We start from the raw sequence: 20,898 nt of genomic DNA, 5'->3' as shown, positions 1-20,898 counted from the left end.
ACTGCGATCCGTAGATTCCAGCCACGCTGCGCAGCGTGATCAGCAGAAATCACGGAGAACATACCAATGGAACCGATTCTTCTTTATGGCTTCCCGGCCGGAAGCTCGATGGGGCTTGTCGCCGCCCTCGAATGGCTTGGCAAACCCTATTCGCTTTGCCGTGTCGATATGCTCGGCGAGATGCGCGACCCCTCCTACGCCCGCATCAATGCGCGGCATGAAACGCCGGTCTTGATCACGGATGCAGGGCGGGTGCTGACCGAGACGATGGCGATCGCCGCATGGCTCGAGGCAAGGGACAGCGAGCGGCGCATCAGCTTTGCACCGCTTTCGCCGGAAGCAGACCGGATGCACCAGCTGACGGGCTTTATTAACACGGGCTTCACCGGCGCGTTCTCGCCGCTATGGGTCGCGATGGAGATGGCGAAACCGAACCCGCAAATGCAGGCATCGCTGCGCGAGTTCGGCGCCGCGCGCGTGATCGAGCGGCATGACAAGCTTGAGGCCATGGTCGGGGAGCATCGCTTTCTCATGGGTGAACGCCCGACGCTGGCCGACGGCATTTTCGTCGGCGTCGCGCGATGGCTCGACTTCCATCAGGTCGCCGATCCCTCACGCTGGCCAAAACTCGCCGCCATACGCCGGCGCATCGAGGCCGACCCCGCCGTCATCTATGCAACGGCGCTGGAGAGCGGCGACATTGGTTCGGGAACCGGCGCCTGCGTCGGCCATATTCGGCTCGCGGATGCGATCGAGCGGTTCGGCGACTGAGGTCACGAATACGGCCCGGCAGCATCAGCCTGGGTGGCGCTCGATCGCGGCACACGGGACGCGGTGCTCGCCGGGCTAGTCGAATGCAACGCCGACCCTGTACTCCCTGCGCCAAACGACATGGCAAAGCAGCTTCAATCCGTCCTCGGGGAGGATCAATGTGAATTCGTTGGGAATACGGATCAGGTCCGGAAAATCCAGCGCTGCGCCCGTGGCGGATAGATCGCGAACGGTACAGGCATACTTGTCGCCGCCATACTCGATTTTGGCGGCTTTCATGACGCGGACACGTGGTGCAATCCGGGTTTCGACCATCGCGAAAAATTCCGGCGGATATTAAGGGAGACAGTATCCAAAAAGGGTACTATGCAGCCGAAAGATTAAATATTCGGGAATTTTCGGCATGCCGGGAGAGGTGAGCCCCACAGCATTCGGTCGCGCGGGGCCGAAGCCCCGCGCAGTGCACGTGATGAACGACCGCAAGTGACGTGCGGCTTTACTTCCACTTCGCCAGATAGAAGCGCGGCAGCTCGTCCGGATACGGCGTGAAATCGAGCTGCTTGGAATGACCGTAGGTCGTCACATAGGTGTGCAGCGGCGCCCAGTAGGCCTGCTCGGTGATCTTCTTGATCGCCGCCGAATAGGCCTCCTTGCGCACCTCGGGGTTGATGGATGATCCGCCTTGCAGCAGCCATTTCTGCACGTCCGGATCGCGCGCGTAGTCGTCGGCGCCGCCGTCGAAGTAGTTGGGCAGGATCGCCGAGACGTCGTTGATCGAATAGCTGCCCCAGCTTCCGAGATACATCCGCAATTCGCCCGCCTTGGCGCGCTGGATCAGGGCTGCCACCTGGAGCTGGTTGAGCTTGGCGCGAATGCCGACCGCATGCAGGTAATTCTGGACCGCCGAGCCCCATTGCGGCAGCACGTAGCTTGCAAGCTCGACATCGAAGCCGTCGGGATAGCCGGCTTCAGTGAGAAGCTGCTTCGCCTTTGCCGGATCGTAGTCGTAGGTCACTGCGGCTTCGGCATCGCAGCCGAACTGCGACGGGAAACACGGCGCTGCAGGAACGCGGCTGCCGCCGGTGACGAGCTTGTCGGCGATCGCCTTGCGATCGATCGCATGCCAGATCGCCTGACGCACCTTGAGCTTGGTCAGGGGGTTGTCGGCGCCGGTGCGGCCGGCGGCATCGAGCGAGAGAAAGCCGATCCGCATCGACTCTTTCCGCACCGCCTGCAGATGCGGCATCCGGTTGACGGGCTCGAGCTGGTCCGGATTCATGTTCCAGATCCAGTCGGCGCGGCCGGCGAGCAACTCGGTCATCTCGGTCGTGGCATCCGGCACGAAGCGCACGCTCATCTTCTTGATCGCGGGCTTGCCCTTCGGGCTCCCGGCCCAGTAATCCTCGAACCGCTCGAAGTCGATGGAGACGCCGGGCTCGACCTTGGTGATCTTGTAGGGGCCCGCGCCAACCGGCGCCTTGGCGTAGCCTTCGGCTCCGACCTTCTCGCGATAGGCCTTGGGATAGATCGGCAGCACCAGCGCGAAATACTCCAGCGCGGCCGGATTCGGCCGCTTCAGCTTGACGCGCACCGAAAGATCGCCGGTCTTCTCCGCCTTTTCGATCCAGTTGTAATTGGACGGCGTCGACACGCGGCTCGCCGGATCGGCCACGAGGTTGATGGTGTAGACCACGTCATCGGCCGTGAACGCGCTGCCGTCGTGGAATTTGACGCCCGGGCGCAGCGTGAATTCGATGGTGGTCGGATCCGGCAACTTCCACTCGGTGGCGAGCAACGGCTCGAGCTTGAAGGTGTCGGGATTGCGGTAGACCAGCGCGTCCCAGCCCTGATGGTGCATCACCACGCCGGTGCGCAGATTGTTGAAAAAGGGATCGATGTTGGGAAGCGCATCGCGCATCACGATCCGCAGCGTATCGGCGGACTTCTGCGCTGTCGCGGGCAGCGCACCGGCGCCCAATAGAACCGCGGCCAGAATTGCCGCACCGAGCTTGTTTTGCATACGCATATCGCCCTCCATTATCAGTGTTTTGTGAAGCGGCGTGAAGCACGCCTTATGCCAGATGACATTCTACCATTCCCTGGGGAGGCCGGACCATGCGCGTTGGTGCCTCATGGCGGCAGCGCTCGACCGCGATGCGGCAGCGCGGGTTGAACCGGCAGCCCGGCGGAATATTGGCCGGATCCGGCATGGCGTCGCCGAGGCCGATGTCGGGCACGCCCTTGCCCGGCTCCGGCGTCAGCACGCTTTCCAGCAGCGCCTTGGTATAGGGATGGCCGGGCTCGCGAAACAGCGCGTCGGTTTCGTTGCGCTCGACGATCCGGCCGAGATACATCACCGCGACTTCGCTCGCCACGTGCTCCACGACGGCAAGATTGTGGCTGATGAAGAGATAGGTCAGCCCGAGGTCGCGGCGCAGGTCGGCAAGCAGGTTGAGGATTTGCGCCTGCACCGAAACGTCGAGCGCGCTGGTCGGCTCGTCGCAGATCACGATCCTGGGCTCCAGCACCAGTGCGCGTGCAATCGCCGCGCGCTGGCGTTGCCCGCCGGAGAGTTGCGCCGGCATGCGCTCGCCCATCGCGGCCGAGAGGCCGACGCGCTCGAGAATCCTAGCGACCCGGCGCTCGATCTCGGCGCGCGAGAATGTGCCCTGGGCCGCCAGCGGCAGGGCGACGATGTCCTTGATGCGACGGCGCGGATTGAGCGAGGCGAACGGATCCTGGAACACCGGCTGGATCAGCCGGGCGCGCGCCTTGCGGTCGAGGTCGAACAGGCGCTTGCCGTCGACCAGCACGGTCCCTGCCGTCGGCTTGAGCAATCCGAGGATCATGCGCGCGAGCGTGGATTTGCCGCAGCCGGACTCGCCGACGACGCCGAGCACGCTGCCGGCCGGTACGCTGAACGTGACATCGTCGACCGCGACCACGCGCTTTTCCGCCGACATCAACCCGGTGTGGACGCGGAATTCGCACCGCAGGTTCTCAACCTCGATCGCGGCGGTCATGCGGGTTGCAGCTCCGCCCAGTCCGGCTCGAGCCGGCAAAGATAGTCGTGCGCGTCGCCCGCCTGCCGCCGCGGAATTGCGCGCGCGCATGTCTCGTCGGCGTGGGCGCAGCGCGAACGAAAGGCGCAGCCGGCAAAGCCCGAGCCGATCGCCGGCACGACGCCCGGGATCGAGCCAAGCGGCCTGTCGCGCTGCACGCGGCCCGGCACCGGCACGCAGGACAGCAGGCCGCGTGTATAAGGATGTTGCGGCGAACGGAACAATTGCGCGGTCGTCGCACGCTCCACCACCTCGCCGGCATACATCACAGACACATGGTCGGCGACGCGCGCGACGATGCCGAGGTCGTGGGTAATCAAAAGGATGGACAGGCCGAACTCGCGCTTGAGGTTGGCGAGCAGCCGCAGGATCTGCGCCTGCACGGTGACGTCGAGCGCGGTGGTCGGCTCATCGGCGATCAACAGTTCGGGATCGCACATCAGTGCCATCGCGATCATCACGCGCTGGCGCAAGCCGCCCGAGAGCTGGTGCGGGAACTGGCCAAGCCGCATGCCCGGCGCGGTGATGCCGACGCGGCCCATCAGTTCGGCGGCCCGGTCCAGCGCGGCTGCGCGCGAGCCTCCCTTGTGGCGCGTCAGCACCTCCGCCATCTGCGAGCCGATCGTGAAAGCGGGGTTGAGACTGGTCATCGGCTCCTGGAAGATCATCGCCATGCGATTGCCGCGCAGCCGCGCCATTTCGCGATCCGACAGCGAGGTGAGATCGGTGCCGGCAAAGCTCATCTTTTTCGCCGAACGCTGGCCGCCGCGCGCGAGCAGGCTCATGACCGCCAGCGCGGTGACCGACTTGCCGCAACCGGATTCGCCGACCAGGCAATGGGTCTCGCCCTTCTCGACCCGGAACGAGGCGCTGCGCACCGCCGCGGTGCGGCCGCCGAACGTCACCTGAAGCTCCTCGACCTCCAATAGTGCGCTCATCGCAGCCGCTCCGCGCCGAGCAGATTGCGCAATCCGTCGCCGACCAGATTGATGCCGAGCACCAAAACGGCCAGCGCGACGCCGGGGATCATGATCACCCAGGGCGAAAAGAACATGTAGTCCTTGCCCTCGGCGATCATCAGCCCCCACGACGGCAGCGGCGGCGGCACGCCGAGACCGAGGAACGACAGGGCGGCTTCGAGCAGGATCGCCAGCGCCATCTCCAGCGTTGCCACCACGGCGAGATGGCTCGCGATGTTCGGCAGGATCTCCCTGATCAGGATATGCGACGTCGAGGCGCCGGCGCACCAGGCCGCGCTGACATAGTCATGGTTGCGGACCTGCATGGTGGTGGCGCGCGCCACCACCGCGAAGCGATCCCATAACAACAGCCCAAGGGTAGCGACGACGAGCCCGAGGCCCGAGCCCATCAGCCCGACCACCGCGAGCGCGACCAGCACGACGGGTATAGACAACCGCGTCGTTATGGCGAACAGCACGACGTCGTCGACGCGGCCGCCGAAGAACCCGCCGAGCACACCGAGCGTGATGCCGATCAAGCCCGACGTGATTACCGTCATGATGCCGATCAGCAATGAAATGCGCGCGCCATAGACCAGCCGCGCCAGGTAGTCTCGCCCGAGCTGATCGGTGCCGAGCAGGTGCCCGGCCTGGGTGCCTTCCATCCAGAACGGCGGCTTGAGACGGTTGCCGAGATCCTGAATGAACGGATCCTGCGGCACCAGCGCATTGCCGACGACCGCGGCGGCGACGATCAGCGCGACGATGGCGATCCCGATCGCAAAACCGGCGGTGCCGAGGCGCGAGCTACCTGTGCTCGAAGGCTGGGGCACCTGAATGGCAATCGGCTCGCTCATCCCGCGCGCAGCCTCGGATCGAGCAGTGCGTTGAGGATGTCGGCCAGGAGCGTGAGGCCGATGTAGAACACGGCGAGCACCAGCACCACCGCCTGCACGACGGGAAAATCATTCTTGGCGATGCTCTCCCAGCCGAGATAGCCGACGCCATGCAGCGCGAACACCGTTTCGATGACGATAGAGCCGCCCAGCATGAAGCCGAGCTGGACCGCGGCAATCGAAACGACGGGAATGGCGGCGTTGCGCAACGCGTGCTTGAAGATGATGCGCGCCCGCGACAGGCCTTTGGCGCGCGCGGTGCGGATGTAGTCCGAGGCCATCGCCTCGATCATCCCCGAGCGCGTCAGCCGCGTCAGCGCCGGGATCGCCGTGAAGGCGAGCACGATCCCCGGCATCACGAAATGCTGCCAGGTGCCGGTGCCCGAGATCGGCAGCACGCCGAGCTGCAGGCCGAGCACGATCATCAGGATCAATGCGAGCCAGAAGCTCGGCACTGCCTGCCCCACCATCGTGAACAGGGTGACGCCGCGGTCGATCCAGGTGTTTTCGCGCAGCGCCGCTAGGATGCCGAGCGGAATCGAGATGACCAACGCAAGGCTCAACCCTACCAGGCCGAGCGTGACCGTGATCGGCAAACGCTTCTGGATCAGGTTAGCCACGCTGTCCTTGAAGAAATAGCTCTGGCCGAAATCGCCGACCATGGCGCGGCCGGTCCAGGCGAAGAACTGGACATAGAGCGGGCGATCGAGGCCGTAGGCTTTGCGTATGATTTCGACGTCGGCCTGCGTCGCCGCTGGGCCTGCGATCGAAACGGCGAGGTCACCCGACAGGCGCGTCAGCAGGAATGCGAGCGTCATCACGGTGAGCGCGACCAGCACACCGATGGCAAGACGCCGGGCAATCAGACGCAACATGTACAAAACCCCAAGACCGACAAACGCGCACCCATGTTCTCAAGCCGGTCAAGCGAGTGCAACGGTGTCACCAAACTGTCGTCCCATGCAAGAGAGAGTTGGCGATTGCCACGATTGCCCACCGCGACGACGGCCTGTCGAGATGATTGCAATGTGCGTGCCAACGCAGAATGCAATCTCCCGACCCTCCTTGATTGTGAATTTGGGCCATTCCCGGACCAAATTGGGAGTCCGCCGCTCAAGACGCCGCATGGCTTCGGCGCCCTCCTCCTGGCCTTTTGCAAAGCTCGACGCCCATTTTTCGAGCGACCTGAGCTGGCAACCTCCAGCCTACCGCAGCATCCTGTTGCGGTGCTTAGATCATGAAATGTAGCGCCGCGGCGCGAATGGCGCGACGTCAAAAGGAGGCGGCGCGCCGCCGATCATGGCGGCGATGGCGGCGCCGGTCCCGGGACCGGTCGTGAAGCCGATGTGCTGGTTGCCGAAAGCAAGCCACAGGCCGGCATGCCGGGGCGCCGCACCGATCATCGGCAGGCCATCGGGCAGTGTCGGCCGCGACCCTCGCCATGCATCGCCGACGGCGTCGCCGAATTCGGCCACGCCGCGCGCGAGCGGAACCACCTGGTCGAGCTGGGCGAACGAAGAAGGCGCATCGCGGCCGGTCAGTTCGACGCCCGAAGTGACACGGATGCCCTGCTCCATCGGAGTCATAATGAAACCGCCGTCGATGTCATAGATCGGACGCTGCAACGGACGTGCGGGGTTCGGCTTGAATTCGCGATGGTAGCCACGCTCGAAGGCAAGCGGAACGTGGTAGCCGAGCGGCCGCAAGATTTCCGCTGACCACGGTCCCAGCGCGACCACGACATGGCGTGCCGAAATCTCGCCAGCGGCCAGCACTACGCGCCAGCGATCACCGTCAGGCATGATCGCCTTGACGTCCGCCTGCCTGACATCGCCATCGGCGCCCGCGAACATCCGCGCATAGGCCTTGACCACCGCGCCGGGCGAGTCGACCGAGGCGGTCTCTGTGTGCAGCAGACCCACCTTGTAGACGGGCACGATATCAGTCTCGAGCGCGGAGATGGCCTGGCGGTCGAGCAATTCGCTGGCGATGCCGTATTCGGCCAAGAAGGCCTGCTCCTGCTTCGCCGCCGCGACCGCATCGCTTCGCCACGCTTTCAGCCAGCCGGTCTCGCGAATGCGATGCCCCGCCTGCGCCTTCACGATCCATTCCCGGTGCAGTTTTGCCGACGCGCCGATCAATCCATGCAGGGCGGTCGCGCGCGGCCGAAGACGCGACGCGGCCGAATCGGCCAGAAAGCGCGCGACCCATCCCGCGTTCTGAACCGCCCAGACCGGGTTCCAGCGCAATGCGGCGTGGCGGTTGGTCAGGTATTTCGGCAGCGCCTTCCACAGCGACGGATTGTTGAGCGGCGTGATCGAGCCGCTGCTGATGATGCCGGCATTGCCGTATGAGGTTTCGCTACCAGGCTCGCGCCGGTCGACAAGAACGACCGACATCCCGCGCTGTCGCGCGGCACAGGCTGTTGACACGCCGACGATGCCCGCGCCGAGCACCACGACATCCGTTTTTTCTTCCGACATCGACTTTCCAAAACACTTCCCAAGAAGATTTCATATCATGGTCGGCCCGCCGCTGACCGGCAACGCCGAGAAGGGTTCCGCTCCCAACAAATGATCACCAAAAGGCCGCATGTGAGTCCGCAACCTTTCTGACTCCCGTGGCTTTGTGCAGCGCGACGTTCGTCGCATTCCAGCCAACCTTCATAGGAGTTGACTAAATGGCTGCACTACTCGGAAACCTGCTTGGTACCGTCGATGGCCTGCTCGGAACCGCCACCGGCGTCCTTGGCGGCGCAAGCGCCAGCGGCGGCGCTTCTGCAAGCGCCGGCGGCACGGTGGATCTGTCGCACACGCTCGATCTCGGCGCGGTAATTGAAACCGGCCCGAGCATCGACCTCTCCGCCGGGCTTAGCGGTGTCGACGCCTCGGTTTCCGCGCCGACCATGATCGGTGCCAGCGCCGATGTCGGTCACCTCGATGTCGGCGGCCTACTCCACGGTCTCGCCTAACTTCAGTTGAGTTCCAGACATTTCAAAAACGCGTGGCGTGGGGAGCGCAGCCCCACGCCGCGTCTCGACCGCCTGCACTGCACGAGTAGATCGCGCAGCGTCATATCAACTCTCCTAAGGTGATCGCCGAATGCCGGCAGGCTCGTTGACCGTTTCCGACGACTCCGTCGCGCCGTCGCGCCGGATCGATGACGTCCGCCAGGCGCTGATCGCGCTGTGGCCGCACTTCCTCTGGGCCGGACTGTTCTCCAGCGCCATCAACCTGCTCTATCTGAGTTCGCCGCTCTATCTGATGCAGGTCTATAACCGGGTGCTGTTGAACGAAAACGTTTCCACGCTCGTCCTGCTCACGCTGATTCTCGCGATCGCGCTGCTTACCATGGCGGCGCTGGACGCTGTGCGCTCCTGCATCCTGATCCGCTGCGGCATCCGCCTCGACATGGAATTGTCGGCGCGCGTGTTCGAGGCGCTGGTGGTGCACTCGGCGCAGCGCGGCGCCTCGCGCGGCGCGCAGCAATTACGCAATCTCGATCAGTTCCGCACCTTCGTGACCGGTCCGGGCATCTATTTCGCGTTCGACCTGCCATGGATACCGATCTATCTCCTCCTGCTGTTCTTCATCCACCCGCTGCTCGGCATCGTCGCGACCATCGGCGCCGTCCTGCTGCTCGGGCTGGCCGGCCTCAACGAGATGATGACCCGCGAGCCGATGAAGGAAGCGGAAGCCGCCGGCAACCAATCCTACGTGTTCACCGAAAACATCCTGCGCCACGCCGACGTCATCCGTGCGATGGGCATGCAGCCGGCGGTGGAGCGCAACTGGCAGAGCCAGCGCTCGTCGATGCTGGTGCAGCAGGCGCAGGCCAGCGACAAGAACGCGGTGATGACCTCCTCGATCCGCTTCTTCCGCCTGCTGCTGCAGTCGCTGATGCTCGGCACCGGCGCCTGGCTTGCCATCGACCACGCCATCGCGCCGGCAACCATCTTCGCCGCCAGCATCGTGATGGGCCGGGCGCTGGTGCCGGTGGAACAGGCGGTCGGCACCTGGAAGCAGTTCATCGGCGCGCGCGAGGCCTATGTGGAAGTGCGCGAGCTGCTGGGCGAGATCGACCTGACGCCGCCGCACACCATCGTGCCGCGGGCGCGCAATACGATCGAGGTGCGTGAACTGCGCTGCGTGCTGCCGGCGCGCAAGGAGCCCGTGATCAAGGACCTGACGTTCGAGCTTGGCGCCGGCCAGGCGCTCGGCATCGTCGGCCCGAGCGGCTCCGGCAAAAGCACGTTGGCCCGCCTTCTCGTTGGCGCCATCGCGCCGGCCGACGGGCGGTTGCGTTTCGGCGGGCTCGACTACAGCCATTGGGATCCGCTCGAGTTCGGCCGCCATGTCGGCTATTTGCCGCAGGACGTCGGCCTGTTCGCCGGCACCGTGCGCGAGAACATCGCCCGTTTCGGCGACGCCTCAACGGAGGAGATCATCGACGCCGCCAAACGGGCCGGCATTCATGAGATGGTGCTCGACCTGCCGAAGCAATACGACACCCGATTAGGTCCCGGCGGCGTCGGCCTGTCCGGCGGGCAGCGCCAGCGTCTGGCGCTGGCGCGAGCGCTGCTCGGCCGGCCGCCGCTGCTCGTGCTCGACGAGCCCAACGCCAATCTCGATGCCCCCGGGGAAGAGGCGCTCAAGATCGCGCTGCTACAGGCCAAGAGCGAGGGCGCCACCGTCATCGTGATCACCCACCGCACCACCATTCTCGACATCGTCGACGTCATGATGGTGCTGCGGGGCGGCATGCTCGACATGCTCGGGCCGCCGGGCGAGGTCTATCACGCCTTGCAGCAGGCCGCCGCGGGGCGCGCGTCATGACCGCGATCGACGACACTTTCGCCCCGATGCGCGCCCGCGCGCGCTACGCGCGCCCCGGGCGGCCGGCGCTCATCGGCGGCAGCGTGGTCGCGGCGTTCGCGGCCGCTATGACGATGTGGGGAACACTCGCACCGATCTCCGGCGCGGCGATTGCCAGCGGCAACCTCCAGGTCGAAGGCCGGCGGCAGAGCGTGCAGCATCCTTATGGCGGCGTCGTGCGCCAGCTTACGATTCGCGACGGCGCGCGCGTCGAAAAAGGCCAGCTCCTGATCCGGCTCGACGACAGTGACCCGCGCGCCAAGCTCGACGTTCTCACCGCCGATCGCGACGCCGCGCTCGCCGCCCGCGCGCGGCTGATGGCGGAACGCGACAAAAGCGATGCGCCTGACTTCGACGAAGGTCTCCGCGCGCGCGGCGAACTGTCCGCCGTTCGCCAGGCCATGGCCAACGAGACCGCGATGATGGCGGCACGCAAACACCAGTTCGCGGCCGAGACGGCGGTGCTGCGCGGCAAGATCAAGGAGCTGGAGTCGCAAATAACAGGAACGCAGGCGCAGCTGGCTGGCACCGAGAAGCAGCGCGAGCTGCTGACGGACGAGATGAACGGCGCTCAGCATCTGTTCGCGCAAGGCTATACACCGAAAACCCGCATCCTCGCTTTGCAGCGCGAGGACGCAAAACTGCAGGCCGATATCGGCGCACAGCAGGCCAGCATCGCCGGCATGCAGCAGCAGATCGCGCAGAACGATCTCGAAATCGCCAGGGTGGAGCGCGCGCGCATGAGCGAGATCACCGACCAGTTGCGTGCGACCGAAAACAAGCTCGCGGAACTCGCGCCCAAGATCGACGCCGCCACTGACGTGATGGCTCGCACGCGGATTACCGCGCCGGCGACCGGCTCGGTGGTCGGCCTCGACGTTTTCACCGAGGGCGGCGTGATCCAGCCCGGCGCGCGGCTGATGGACATCGTGCCCACGGACAATCCGTTGATCGCCGCCGCGAAGCTGAAGCTGTCCGACATCAACGACGTCGCCGTCGGCCACCGCGCCGAAGTACAACTCGTCGGCGTCAACTATATCGAGCGCCCCCGGCTCTATGGCACCGTGCACACGGTGTCCGCCGACCGCCTGACCGACGACAAGTCCGGACAGGGCTATTACGCCGTCGAGGTCGCGCTTGATCCGAACGACGTCAAGAAGTCGCGCATCGACCTGCAGGCCGGCATGCCGGCCGAGGTGGTCGTGCCGACGCGTCCGCGCACGCTGTTCGAATATCTGCTCGGTCCGCTGCGCGACGAGATCACCCGCGCATTCCGCGAACGCTGACGAGGAGGTGGCCATGGCCGAATCCGAAAAGAACGCCCGCCGCTCCGACGAAGCCGAACGCAGCCGTCACATCTCGGCAACCGAGTCGGTTGCCTTCGCCACCATGCTGCTCGGCCTTCTCAACGACGCCGACACGGCGCTGCATCGCCTGGAGCACGAGGGGGAAGAACACGCGGCGGAGCCACCGCCCCCGCATCCGGCAGAGATCGCCCCGGCAGCGCTGGTACCGGCCGAGCCCGAGCCGAACCATCAGGACCATGCCGGTACGATCGAAGCTCCGGCCGCCAGCCTCTCACCTGCGCTCCACACCGATGCCACGGCAACGATCTCGCCACAGGATGCGGTCGCGACGCTGGACCACACGTCATCGGGCGAAGTGCTGGCGACACAGGTTATTGCATCGTCGTCCGCGCTACCGAGCCTTGGCGCATCGGTGGACCACGCGCCAACGGCGACCGGAGGCAGCATCACATCACCCGCGTTCGATCTTGGCGCCTCCGTTCACACGCTTGCAGACACCGTCACCGGCATCGTCGACACCGCGCTTGCAACGGTGTCGAGCACGATCGCAAGCCTGAGCACCACGGTCAGCCAACTGACCTCGTCCCTCTCCGACACCGTCGGTCATCTCACCGACGGCCTGCTCGGCACAATCACGGGCGCCACCCATGACACGCCGGTCACGGGCCTGCTCGAGCCGCTGGTGGCAGACATTCTCAGTCCGGCGCTCAGCCCGGCGGATTTCTCCGGCGACACCCATCATGGCGCGTCGCTGCTCGACAGCGCGGGCGCGATACCGACGTCGCTGTTGCATCCGATGCCGCTGCAGCTCGGCTTTCTCGGCCAGCCCACCATGGACGGCCATGAGCCGCATGACGGCGCATTTTCCGCGCTTGGGATACATCATTTCTGAGCAGCAGCCTTAGCCTGGGGATTTCGGAACTCATTGTAAAGGCACGCTGGGATGCGTCAATGCCAGCGTCGGCTCGTTCGCCCACACGCGACGGTCCGCGTTGGCGTTGATCGTCTATGCCGAGGCGCGCCACGACCGATGAAGATGGGCACTATTGCTTCGCCGTTGTGCTATGATGCCATAGCCGATTACGCGCCCCAACCGACTAACCTGCGATGGCCTGCAACCTTTCGCTACGTCTCATGGGCCGCAGTCTTCCCGATTTTCGGTTGCCCGTCGATAGCGCCCCTTTAGATCAATCCCGGGAATGGCGTGATAAGCCGAGAGCGGAGAAAACTCGGTCGCGTTTCACTTGATGCCCATCACCATCGAATCCGGGCCAACCAGCGGCTCGACGCCCGTTTCGACAAAGCCCGCCTTCTTGAGCCAGCCGATGCAATCGGCTCCGGTAAAATCGAAACCTTCGCGGGTTTCGATCAGCATGTTCAGGCTCATCAGGAGCCCGAACGCGTTCTTCCTGCGCTCGTCATCGATGATCGGATCGTAGACGATGAGCGCGCCACCGTAAGGAAGCGCCTCGTAGGCCTTGCGGATCAGCATTCGCTTCTTCTCGAGGCTCCAGTCATGCAGGATGTGCCCCATGATCAGCACGTCGGCCGAGGGCATCGGGTCGGCGAAGAAGTCGCCTGCTTGGAACGAGAGTCGCGAGGAGAGGCCGTGCTGCGCCGCGTAGGCCTCGAAATGCGGCTTCACCACTGGGAGATCGAATCCGATGCCCTTGAGATGGGTGTGCGCGCGGGTGAGTTCGACCGCAAGGCCGCCTTGGGCGGTACCGATATCGGCGAAAGTCTTGTGGTCGGCCCAGGGGAATTTGTCCACGATCGCGTGTGCAGCGCCAAGGCTCAGTCCCGTCATCGCCTTAAGGAAGTCGGCGAGGATCGCCGGGCTCCGGTAAATCTCATCGAACAGGTCGCGGCCCTGCTTGGCCTCGTTCTGCGGCTCGCCGGTCCGCAGCCCCTCAGTTAGCGAGCCCCAGAATGGATAGAGCCGCGCGTTTGCCATTTCGAGCATGCCGCCCACATAGGTCGGCTTGCGGCGATCGAGAAACAGCGCGCCCGCCGGCGTATTGGAATAGAGCGCGTCGTGGCGCTCGAGTTGGCCGAGCGCGACCAGTGCATCGAGGAAATCGCGGACGCTGCGCGGATGCAGCTTGAGCCGCGTGGTCAACGCCTCGGCGTTCATCGGCCCGTCGGCAAGCAATGTGAATAGTCCGAGCTCTATCGCGCTCAACAGCGTTTTCGAGCCCCAAAATGCAAAACCAAGCTGCATGATGGCGTCTGGCGTCAGCGTGGCGACGGGCGTGGCAATGTTCGGCTGGACCTGCTGGTTCATGGCCGCACCTTTGCATATTCGCGTGAGAGCAAGCCTAGGCAAGCCGGCAGAGATCCGCATGGAGACGATATTGATTTTTCATGCTCATTCCGTTGACATACCAATCGGAGCGGCAAGTTAGAGAGCGGCAGCATGCGCCTTTACTTCGATCAGTGCGTCCTGGACACGGAGCGTCGGGAGCTCCGCCGTGGACAGGCTCCGGTGCCGCTGCAGCCTCAGGTCTTCGATCTGTTGGTCTATCTGATTGAGAACCGCGGTCGCGTCGTTAGCAAGGATGACCTCCTCATCGCGGTCTGGAATGGACGGATCGTGTCCGAATCGACCCTCATCAGCCGCATCAATGCGGCACGCCGCGCAATCGGCGACGACGGCGATCAGCAACGCCTGATCCGGACGGTCGCGCGCAAGGGTGTGCGGTTCGTCGGCGAGGTACGGGGGCAATTGGACAGCGTTGCGTCATCGGACCTGGCGCCGGAGACGCCGATTGTCAGCCTCGCGCCGCCAGACCGGCCCTCGATTGCGGTCCTGCCTTTCGTTAACATGTCGAACGATCCCGACCAGGATTTCTTCGCCGACGGAATCACCGAGGACCTCACGGCGGCGCTCAGCCGCATCCGTCAGTTCTTCGTGATCGCGCGCAACGCGACACAGCGATACAAGCAAGCGCCGCCGGATTTGCGTGAGATCGCCGCGACGCTCGGTGTGCGCTATGTGGTGGAAGGCAGCGTGCGCAACGCCGAAGGGCGCGTCAGAGTTTCGGCTCAACTCCTCGACGGCCTAAGTGGGAACCATATCTGGACGGAGCGCTTCGACCGCAAGCTGGACGATATATTCGCTGTCCAGGATGAGATCGCCTTGGGGATCGCCGGGCAGATCGAGCCCGAGCTCGGCCGCGCCGAGTATGAGCGGACCAAGGCAACGCCACCGGAGAATCTTGGTGCCTGGGAGCTCTTTCATCGTGGAATGGCGCTGATCGCGAAGCGCACCCGGGAGGGCAACGTCGAAGCCCGCCAGTTGCTCGAAAGATCGTTAAGCCTCGACCCCAACTTCGCACCAGCCCATGCGGCGATCGCCTGGAGCCAGGCAGAGGACCTCTTCTTTTGTTTTGCTGTTCACGATTCAAGGGACATTTTCGACCGAGCACGCCGCGCCGCAGCCCTCGATGATCGCGATCCCCTGTCGCATCTTGCGCTCGCCTGGGCGCTGACCTTCATGCGTCAGCCGGATTCCGCGATCGACGCGGTGAAACGGGCGATCGCCCTTAGTCCAAGCTTTGCCCATGCCCATGCGATCCTGGGTCGGCTGCTGATTCAGTCCGGCCGATGTCTTGAGGGCCTCGCGGAGGCCGAACAGGCAATCCGTCTGAGCCCCTTCGCGCCAAACGCACGGCAATATCTCAACGTTCTTGCAGTCGGGCATTTCTACCTCGGTGAGTACGCCAAAGCCATCGAGATCGCCCGTCAGGCTATCCAGACTTTTGATACTTGGGTGCCACGGATGCTCATTACGTCGTCGCTAGGTCATCTCGGCGATCGCGCGAACGCCGAGCAGGCGCGCGTCGAACTGGAGAAGCACCACCCTCGATTTTCCATTGCTCAGGCGCGGCGTGACTACGTGGTCTTCGACGAACGATGTCTCGAACGCCTGCTAACCGGTCTGCGCAGGGCCGGCGTACCGGAAAGCTAACGGGCACCGTCCGCCTCGCGTCGCGCATTGCCGAGGTGCTGAACCGAAAACGCGGGCTTTCGATTGCAATGATCCGCCGCCTGCGTAAACGGCTTGGAATTTCCGCAGAGGTGTTGATCCGGCCAAGTCGAAGGAAGGCGGCCTGACCCGACAGCAAGTTCCCCGTGTGGCTATCGGCGGCTTGATACGGCACCTGCGTGCCGACCGGCAACGGCGTCGTGCAAAATCATAAACTGGCGCGCCACGGCCGATGAAGATGGGCACTATTCGTTCGCCGTGGTGCTATGATTCTGCGGCCTGCCACCCGCGCTGATCCGCAAGCGTTCGACGCCCCACGAAATCTTAGTACGCGGGCTAGGCTGCCTTCGGCTTGTTTACGGTCTCGATCCGGTCGAGAATCTTGCCGAGATCGCGCTTTGCGACTTGAACATCATAGTCAGTCTGCAGATTGAGCCAAAGCTGCGCCGTCGTGCCGAGCGCCTTGCCGAGCCGCAGCGCAGTATCGGCCGTAATACCGGTCTGCTCGCCGGCAATCCGCTCGATCCTAGTCCGAGGCAAGCCGCAGACCTTGGCAAGAGCGCCCGCCGACATCTTGAGTGGAACGAGAAATTCCTCCCGCAGAACCTCACCGGGGTGCATGGGTTTGAGCTTCTTGGTCATTGCGGCTTCCCTTCTAGTGGTAGTCCACGACTTCGACCTCCGCCGGACCTTCCGCCGTCCAAACGAAGCACACCCGGAATTGGTCGTTAATGCGGATCGAGTGCTGTCCCTGACGATTCCCCGCGAGCGCCTCAAGGCGGTTGCCGGGCGGCGATCTCAAATCGCCAAGATCGCCCGCGGCGTTGAGGTAGCGCAATTTCCGGCGCGCCACCTTGACCAAATCGGCCGGAAAGCCCTTCGGGCTTTCGCCGTTGAACACGGCTTCAGTGATTTTGTCCCGAAAGCTCCTGATCACAAGGCTGCATGTATCATTTTATGATACATGCGTCAAGCAGGCGCGTATCAGCCACTGATACAGTCTGATCTCCGCCGTTCCCTTGCTTGCAGCCGATCCGCTGGCTCAGGGTAGCGTCCCTGAGCGGTCTAACCGATGGGAGTTTGTGTGGTTATTGGCGGCTCGTTGCTGCGCCTGCGTGCCAACCGGCGACAATATCGTACAAAATCGTGAAGTGGCGCGCCTTTCGGAATAAAACTGCGAACTCATATAGGATTGAAATCTCGTTATAATTCCGGCCAAGGCTTCGCGCGACCGCTGACGGGCCGGCGTTTGTAAAGTGCAAAAATGCCGTTGCGGACTGGCCCTTCCAGATTTTCCCACAAGGTTCTCTTAACATGCTTGCAATTCGCCGTGCTGTCGCGAGAGATTTCCAAGTTGCCGGCCCACCTTTTGGAGCAGGGTACCAGCCGGCCGGCACGCAGGCTCTTGTGCCTGGTGGAGCCTGCGACGTCGGAAATGTCTGTGCAGCCGTTGGAGGAAACGGATGCCACGGGAATAAGCGGAAAGGGGCCCGCTCTTGGGGACAAATGGAATTGATAGCGATCAGTTGTCGAAAGTCATCGATCGATTTGGGGAAGCTGCGGTGGATCCCGCCGCTTGGCCCGCCATCATGGACGACATCTGCAGGGCGGTCGGCGCATCGGCGGCCGTCCTTCTCCAGAGCGACGTTCGGACGCCGGATGTGCCGCGGACGCAATCGATGGATGAGGGTACTCGCCTCTACTTCAAGGAAGGTTGGCACCTGACTGATCCGCGAGCCGCTGGATTTCCGCGCATGATGTCCGGCGAGATCGTCACCGACCACGATATCCTGACGCCGGAGCAGATTCGCTCAAACCCCATGTATAACGAGGTCCTTTATCCGTTCGGGTTGCGATGGTTCGCCGGTGTCGGCTTCTGGGCCGGGTCCGCCGCCTGGGCGCTGGCCATCCAGCGGACCGGGCGCGAGGGTCCGTTCGAGGCGCAGGACAAACGCTTGCTTGCACGGCTTGCGCCGCGATTGACGGAGACCGCCACCCTTTCGACCGCAATAGGCCGGATCGCCCTCACCTCCATGACCGACGTGCTGAGCCGCGTCCGCCAGCCTGCACTGGTTATCAACCGGCAGGGCATGGTGCTGAGCGCGAACGCGGCGGCCGATGCCGGATTTGACGAGGAGATTCGGATTAGAGATCGACAACTGGTCGTGCGTGACAAGAAGGCGGCGACCGAGCTTGATCAGCTCATCGACATGATCCGATCGACGCCTGATATCGCCGCACTGCCTGCCGCGCCGATCGTGATCCGCCGCACGGCAAAGCCTCCGGTCGTCGTCCGCGTGTTGCCCGTCGGTGGTGCGGCCCGCAGCGTCTTTCTCGGAGCGCGGGCGATGCTTGTCTTGTCCAACCTGGCTCCGCGCCCTGCGCCCGAGCCCGGGTTGATTTCGCAGGCGTTCGGTCTCACCTCGGCTGAATCCCGGCTGGTATCGCTGTTGGCGGGTGGCAGGTCTTTGGAGGAAGCGGCACAAACTCTGCGGATTGCGCGAGAGACGGCACGCAATCAGTTGAAATCAGCGTTCTCCAAGACGGGTACGCATCGCCAGGCGGAATTGATCAGCCTGGTATCGCAGTTGGCATGACCAAAGCGGACTCGCGCCGGCACGCGTGCCAATCTCAGTGCTTGGCACGAACTGCAGGGGAATCGAAAGCAACGTTCACACCGATCTGCCCGCCGTAGGTGGTCACATTGTTCTGGGCGAATTGAGAATAGAATGCCGCGAATGCGGTGGCGTTGGGCGCGAACTTGATGCGCGTGCCGACTGTCCCCGAGCCCCAATCCTTTCCGAGCAACACCGCCGGCAGTGAATAGCTCGGGGCTGTGATGCTGAGAAGCGAGGCCGTGACGAGCCGGCCGCTGCCGGCGAGTTCGTGATTCCACACAGCCCTGGCGTAGGGCTCCCAGATACCGAGGTTGAGGCTCGCCTGATAGCCGAGCTCGCTGACTGCCGAATTGCGAAGCTGGCTTGCGAATGCCAGGTTGGTCGGCGCGCCGCTCGCATTGGTTTCCGCAAATGGATTGAGGTGCACCTGCTGGGCGATGATTCCAAAGATGGGCCCGTGCGTAAGATAGATCGGCATGGCCGCCGGTGCCTTGAGCGCCCCACCGGCTGCAGCAGGAAGGGATCCAACAGCGGTCCGGAAATTATAACCCGTCTCTGCCGCAACCGAGATGTTGGTGCCATCGGTACTCCCGCGATTGGATTGCATCGTGATGCCGAGCGGGACCATGCGGTTGATGTCGTCGTTCAACGTTCCCCAGGTCGCGATTCCATGCAGCCAGAAAGCATCTTTGCGGTAGGCGCTGTAGAGGCTGACCGCGTATTCGGTCTGCCTATAGTCGCCGCCAAGGCTGAAGCTCTGCTTGGTGGTGCCGCCGGAGAAAGCCGCGCCGACCAGCCAGTCACGCGTGATCGCGTAATCGAAGCCGGCGGTCGCCGCAACCGGCGTCCCTGGATCGTCCGGAAAACCTGGATAGCTATTCCTGACCTTCAACCAGGAGACGTCGCCGCTGACCCAGCCGTGGAACGCGCCCGGCGTGCTGAAGGAAAGCGGGATCTGGTTTGTGATCGCGTTAACGACCCCCAGTCGCGTCTTTACCGGCGCTTCCGCGAGGAACGAAATCTGGCTCGGCGCAACGATCAGGCTATAGAAATAGTCGGCCTCGATCTTCTGTCCGGCCGGCGAAACATGCTGATCGTCCGAGAACAGACTGGTCTGCAGGGAATTTTGCGAACTGAGATACGCCGTCCCGTTTGCGCCGGCACCGGCGGGCGTAGTCGAGGGAACGCAAATGAGTCCGTAGCCCTGGGCGCCGGGGAAGCCGATTTGGGGGTTGCACGCGGAAACGCCGCCGCTTGCTGGTGGCAAAACCGATGTGAAGCCGAACGCCGCCGGGTTCGCGGCGACGTATTGTCTAAGTGAGCTGGAATCCGCGGGAATGAATTTGACACCCGCGGCAGACAGGTCGCCCCAAAGCTGCTGCTGGTAGGCTATGAAATCGGAATTGGTGGTGAAGTAGGTCGGCAAGATCATATAGCGCGCGCCGGCTGCGCTCAGTTGTCTGATAGATGCCTCCAGCGCGGCCAGGCTGGGCTGCACGGCCACGTTGAACAGACCGGGTGGCGGCGAGGCGCCGCCATTGGCCGCCTGATAAGCGGCCACGAAGGCGGCGCGGTCATTGCCGCCGGAGCGGATGATATAGAGCGCGTCCGGATTGGCCTGCCCGCCCGTCGAAGCAAGGTAATTGTTGATCTGCTGCACCGTGGATGGGCTGGGGCCTCCTCCGATGTTGGGCGAATTGTTCTCGGCCCCGGCGACCGCAAAATTGGTTCCTCCGCCCGGCGCGCTGCTCGGCGCGAGGGTCAATCCGAACGATGCCGCCAGGAAATCGGTATTCATCAGGCCGGCGGACCCCGTGATCGAGGCGCCGTTGGCGCGCGCGGTTACAAACCGGGCTTCATTGTTCCAGCCGGTGCTGGTGTATCGAAAGTATCCGCTGTCGAGCGAACTATCGCCAAATCCAACGAGCTGATTGAAGGTTTGTGCCGACGCCGAACCGGCGACGACCAATCCCAGGCTCAAGATCCCCAGGCCGCGCAACATCATTTCGAACCCCAAGAGTATGCTTTGTCCCCAATTCCTGCCGGTCATAATCTTTCGGCTCTGATCGGGCATGACCCAATTGGGTAAAAAGAACGCGGCGCCCCTATTCCAGGCAACCAAATCCCCTCATCGCGGTGCGCAATTGGGTTGAGGTATGCACCCCGCCGGCGGAACGCGGGCGCGCTTCAGGGCTGCATGGGACAATGTGGTAGAAAATCGCGAATGGCGCGCCCGAAGAGATTCGAACTCCTGACCCCCAGATTCGTAGTATGAATTCGGAGCTTTTCGACCGCACTCGCCAACACGTCGCCATACTCTCGCCCTCCCAATAAGCTACTGATCGATCATGAATTTTCGCGCCGGGGCGTAGCCTGGCGTAACGCGACCTCGATGATTCTCATCGAGGTACTTCCCCAGACTA

General features: G+C 63.7%; 18 protein-coding genes. 7 read left to right on the top strand and 11 right to left on the bottom strand.

Annotation, left to right across the window (positions count from 1 at the left end; all coding sequences use genetic code 11):
• The first annotated feature begins 66 nt into the window (after positions 1–66).
• Complete coding sequence (locus JQ624_RS22840) at positions 67–771, top strand: glutathione S-transferase family protein (protein WP_212421155.1); 705 nt, start codon at positions 67–69, stop codon at positions 769–771.
• A gap of 75 nt (positions 772–846) precedes the next feature.
• Here JQ624_RS22840 and JQ624_RS22835 read toward each other — a convergent pair whose 3' ends face one another.
• The 7 genes from JQ624_RS22835 to JQ624_RS22805 form a co-directional block, all read right to left on the bottom strand.
• Positions 847–1,086 (bottom strand): PilZ domain-containing protein, encoded by a 240-nt coding sequence (locus JQ624_RS22835; RefSeq protein WP_212421154.1) that lies wholly within the window; start codon positions 1,084–1,086, stop codon positions 847–849.
• 181 nt (positions 1,087–1,267) lie between these two features.
• On the bottom strand, positions 1,268–2,797 hold the full coding sequence (locus JQ624_RS22830) for an ABC transporter substrate-binding protein (RefSeq protein WP_212421153.1): 1,530 nt from the start codon (positions 2,795–2,797) through the stop codon (positions 1,268–1,270).
• Between the two features lie 46 nt (positions 2,798–2,843).
• The gene (locus JQ624_RS22825; protein WP_212421152.1) at positions 2,844–3,794 is read right to left on the bottom strand and encodes an ABC transporter ATP-binding protein; all 951 of its coding nucleotides are present in this window, start codon (positions 3,792–3,794) and stop codon (positions 2,844–2,846) included.
• On the bottom strand, positions 3,791–4,771 hold the full coding sequence (locus tag JQ624_RS22820) for an ABC transporter ATP-binding protein (protein WP_212421151.1): 981 nt from the start codon (positions 4,769–4,771) through the stop codon (positions 3,791–3,793). Before JQ624_RS22820 ends, JQ624_RS22825 begins: the two co-directional genes overlap by 4 nt.
• Positions 4,768–5,649, bottom strand: coding sequence for an ABC transporter permease (locus JQ624_RS22815; protein WP_212421150.1), 882 nt, complete (start codon positions 5,647–5,649; stop codon positions 4,768–4,770). The genes JQ624_RS22820 and JQ624_RS22815 overlap by 4 nt, the downstream gene beginning before the upstream one ends.
• Positions 5,646–6,563, bottom strand: coding sequence for an ABC transporter permease (locus JQ624_RS22810; RefSeq protein ID WP_212421149.1), 918 nt, complete (start codon positions 6,561–6,563; stop codon positions 5,646–5,648). The genes JQ624_RS22815 and JQ624_RS22810 overlap by 4 nt, the downstream gene beginning before the upstream one ends.
• 360 nt (positions 6,564–6,923) lie before the next feature.
• Entirely contained in the window at positions 6,924–8,171 is a 1,248-nt protein-coding gene (locus JQ624_RS22805) for an FAD-binding oxidoreductase (protein WP_212421148.1), read from the bottom strand.
• 197 nt (positions 8,172–8,368) lie between these two features.
• On the opposite strand from JQ624_RS22805, the gene JQ624_RS22800 reads away from it, so the two are divergent.
• The 4 genes from JQ624_RS22800 (at position 8,369) to JQ624_RS22785 (ending at position 12,761) form a co-directional block, all read left to right on the top strand.
• On the top strand, positions 8,369–8,659 hold the full coding sequence (locus JQ624_RS22800) for a hypothetical protein (RefSeq protein WP_212421147.1): 291 nt from the start codon (positions 8,369–8,371) through the stop codon (positions 8,657–8,659).
• A gap of 130 nt (positions 8,660–8,789) precedes the next feature.
• Positions 8,790–10,523 carry a type I secretion system permease/ATPase gene (locus JQ624_RS22795; RefSeq protein WP_212421146.1) on the top strand — a complete coding sequence of 578 codons (1,734 nt, stop codon included), beginning with the start codon at positions 8,790–8,792 and terminating at the stop codon, positions 10,521–10,523.
• Positions 10,520–11,848 (top strand): HlyD family type I secretion periplasmic adaptor subunit, encoded by a 1,329-nt coding sequence (locus tag JQ624_RS22790; protein ID WP_212421145.1) that lies wholly within the window; start codon positions 10,520–10,522, stop codon positions 11,846–11,848. The genes JQ624_RS22795 and JQ624_RS22790 overlap by 4 nt, the downstream gene beginning before the upstream one ends.
• Before the next feature lie 13 nt (positions 11,849–11,861).
• Positions 11,862–12,761 (top strand): hypothetical protein, encoded by a 900-nt coding sequence (locus tag JQ624_RS22785; RefSeq protein WP_212421144.1) that lies wholly within the window; start codon positions 11,862–11,864, stop codon positions 12,759–12,761.
• A gap of 348 nt (positions 12,762–13,109) precedes the next feature.
• On the opposite strand, the gene JQ624_RS22780 is transcribed toward JQ624_RS22785, so the two are convergent.
• Positions 13,110–14,153 carry a methyltransferase gene (locus tag JQ624_RS22780; RefSeq protein WP_212421143.1) on the bottom strand — a complete coding sequence of 348 codons (1,044 nt, stop codon included), beginning with the start codon at positions 14,151–14,153 and terminating at the stop codon, positions 13,110–13,112.
• A 132-nt stretch (positions 14,154–14,285) separates the two neighbouring features.
• Between JQ624_RS22780 and JQ624_RS22775 the strand changes: the two genes are divergently transcribed.
• Positions 14,286–15,839, top strand: a complete 1,554-nt coding sequence (locus JQ624_RS22775; protein WP_212421142.1) for a winged helix-turn-helix domain-containing protein — start codon at positions 14,286–14,288, stop codon at positions 15,837–15,839.
• Between the two features lie 354 nt (positions 15,840–16,193).
• Here the strand turns inward: JQ624_RS22775 and JQ624_RS22770 are convergent, their stop codons facing one another.
• Positions 16,194–16,499, bottom strand: a complete 306-nt coding sequence (locus tag JQ624_RS22770) for a HigA family addiction module antitoxin (protein ID WP_212421141.1) — start codon at positions 16,497–16,499, stop codon at positions 16,194–16,196.
• A 13-nt stretch (positions 16,500–16,512) separates the two neighbouring features.
• A complete protein-coding gene (locus JQ624_RS22765; protein ID WP_212421140.1) occupies positions 16,513–16,794 on the bottom strand; it encodes a type II toxin-antitoxin system RelE/ParE family toxin in 282 nt (93 codons plus the stop codon).
• Between the two features lie 589 nt (positions 16,795–17,383).
• Between JQ624_RS22765 and JQ624_RS22760 the strand changes: the two genes are divergently transcribed.
• Positions 17,384–18,454, top strand: coding sequence for a helix-turn-helix transcriptional regulator (locus tag JQ624_RS22760; protein ID WP_212421139.1), 1,071 nt, complete (start codon positions 17,384–17,386; stop codon positions 18,452–18,454).
• A 34-nt stretch (positions 18,455–18,488) separates the two neighbouring features.
• On the opposite strand, the gene JQ624_RS22755 is transcribed toward JQ624_RS22760, so the two are convergent.
• Positions 18,489–20,480 (bottom strand): autotransporter outer membrane beta-barrel domain-containing protein, encoded by a 1,992-nt coding sequence (locus JQ624_RS22755; protein ID WP_212421138.1) that lies wholly within the window; start codon positions 20,478–20,480, stop codon positions 18,489–18,491.
• Positions 20,481–20,898 lie beyond the last annotated feature (418 nt).

Source organism: Bradyrhizobium sp. AUGA SZCCT0283 (genome assembly GCF_018130385.1).
Classification (GTDB): domain Bacteria; phylum Pseudomonadota; class Alphaproteobacteria; order Rhizobiales; family Xanthobacteraceae; genus Bradyrhizobium.
This window is presented reverse-complemented; position numbering and strand designations above follow the sequence as displayed.

Coding starts and splice junctions, on each gene's coding strand:
- JQ624_RS22840 (WP_212421155.1), top strand. CDS start 67: ATGGAACCGATTCTTCTTTATGGCTTCCCGGCCGGAAGCTCGATGGGG.
- JQ624_RS22835 (WP_212421154.1), bottom strand. CDS start 1,086: ATGGTCGAAACCCGGATTGCACCACGTGTCCGCGTCATGAAAGCCGCC.
- JQ624_RS22830 (WP_212421153.1), bottom strand. CDS start 2,797: ATGCGTATGCAAAACAAGCTCGGTGCGGCAATTCTGGCCGCGGTTCTA.
- JQ624_RS22825 (WP_212421152.1), bottom strand. CDS start 3,794: ATGACCGCCGCGATCGAGGTTGAGAACCTGCGGTGCGAATTCCGCGTC.
- JQ624_RS22820 (WP_212421151.1), bottom strand. CDS start 4,771: ATGAGCGCACTATTGGAGGTCGAGGAGCTTCAGGTGACGTTCGGCGGC.
- JQ624_RS22815 (WP_212421150.1), bottom strand. CDS start 5,649: ATGAGCGAGCCGATTGCCATTCAGGTGCCCCAGCCTTCGAGCACAGGT.
- JQ624_RS22810 (WP_212421149.1), bottom strand. CDS start 6,563: ATGTTGCGTCTGATTGCCCGGCGTCTTGCCATCGGTGTGCTGGTCGCG.
- JQ624_RS22805 (WP_212421148.1), bottom strand. CDS start 8,171: ATGTCGGAAGAAAAAACGGATGTCGTGGTGCTCGGCGCGGGCATCGTC.
- JQ624_RS22800 (WP_212421147.1), top strand. CDS start 8,369: ATGGCTGCACTACTCGGAAACCTGCTTGGTACCGTCGATGGCCTGCTC.
- JQ624_RS22795 (WP_212421146.1), top strand. CDS start 8,790: ATGCCGGCAGGCTCGTTGACCGTTTCCGACGACTCCGTCGCGCCGTCG.
- JQ624_RS22790 (WP_212421145.1), top strand. CDS start 10,520: ATGACCGCGATCGACGACACTTTCGCCCCGATGCGCGCCCGCGCGCGC.
- JQ624_RS22785 (WP_212421144.1), top strand. CDS start 11,862: ATGGCCGAATCCGAAAAGAACGCCCGCCGCTCCGACGAAGCCGAACGC.
- JQ624_RS22780 (WP_212421143.1), bottom strand. CDS start 14,153: ATGAACCAGCAGGTCCAGCCGAACATTGCCACGCCCGTCGCCACGCTG.
- JQ624_RS22775 (WP_212421142.1), top strand. CDS start 14,286: ATGCGCCTTTACTTCGATCAGTGCGTCCTGGACACGGAGCGTCGGGAG.
- JQ624_RS22770 (WP_212421141.1), bottom strand. CDS start 16,499: ATGACCAAGAAGCTCAAACCCATGCACCCCGGTGAGGTTCTGCGGGAG.
- JQ624_RS22755 (WP_212421138.1), bottom strand. CDS start 20,480: ATGATGTTGCGCGGCCTGGGGATCTTGAGCCTGGGATTGGTCGTCGCC.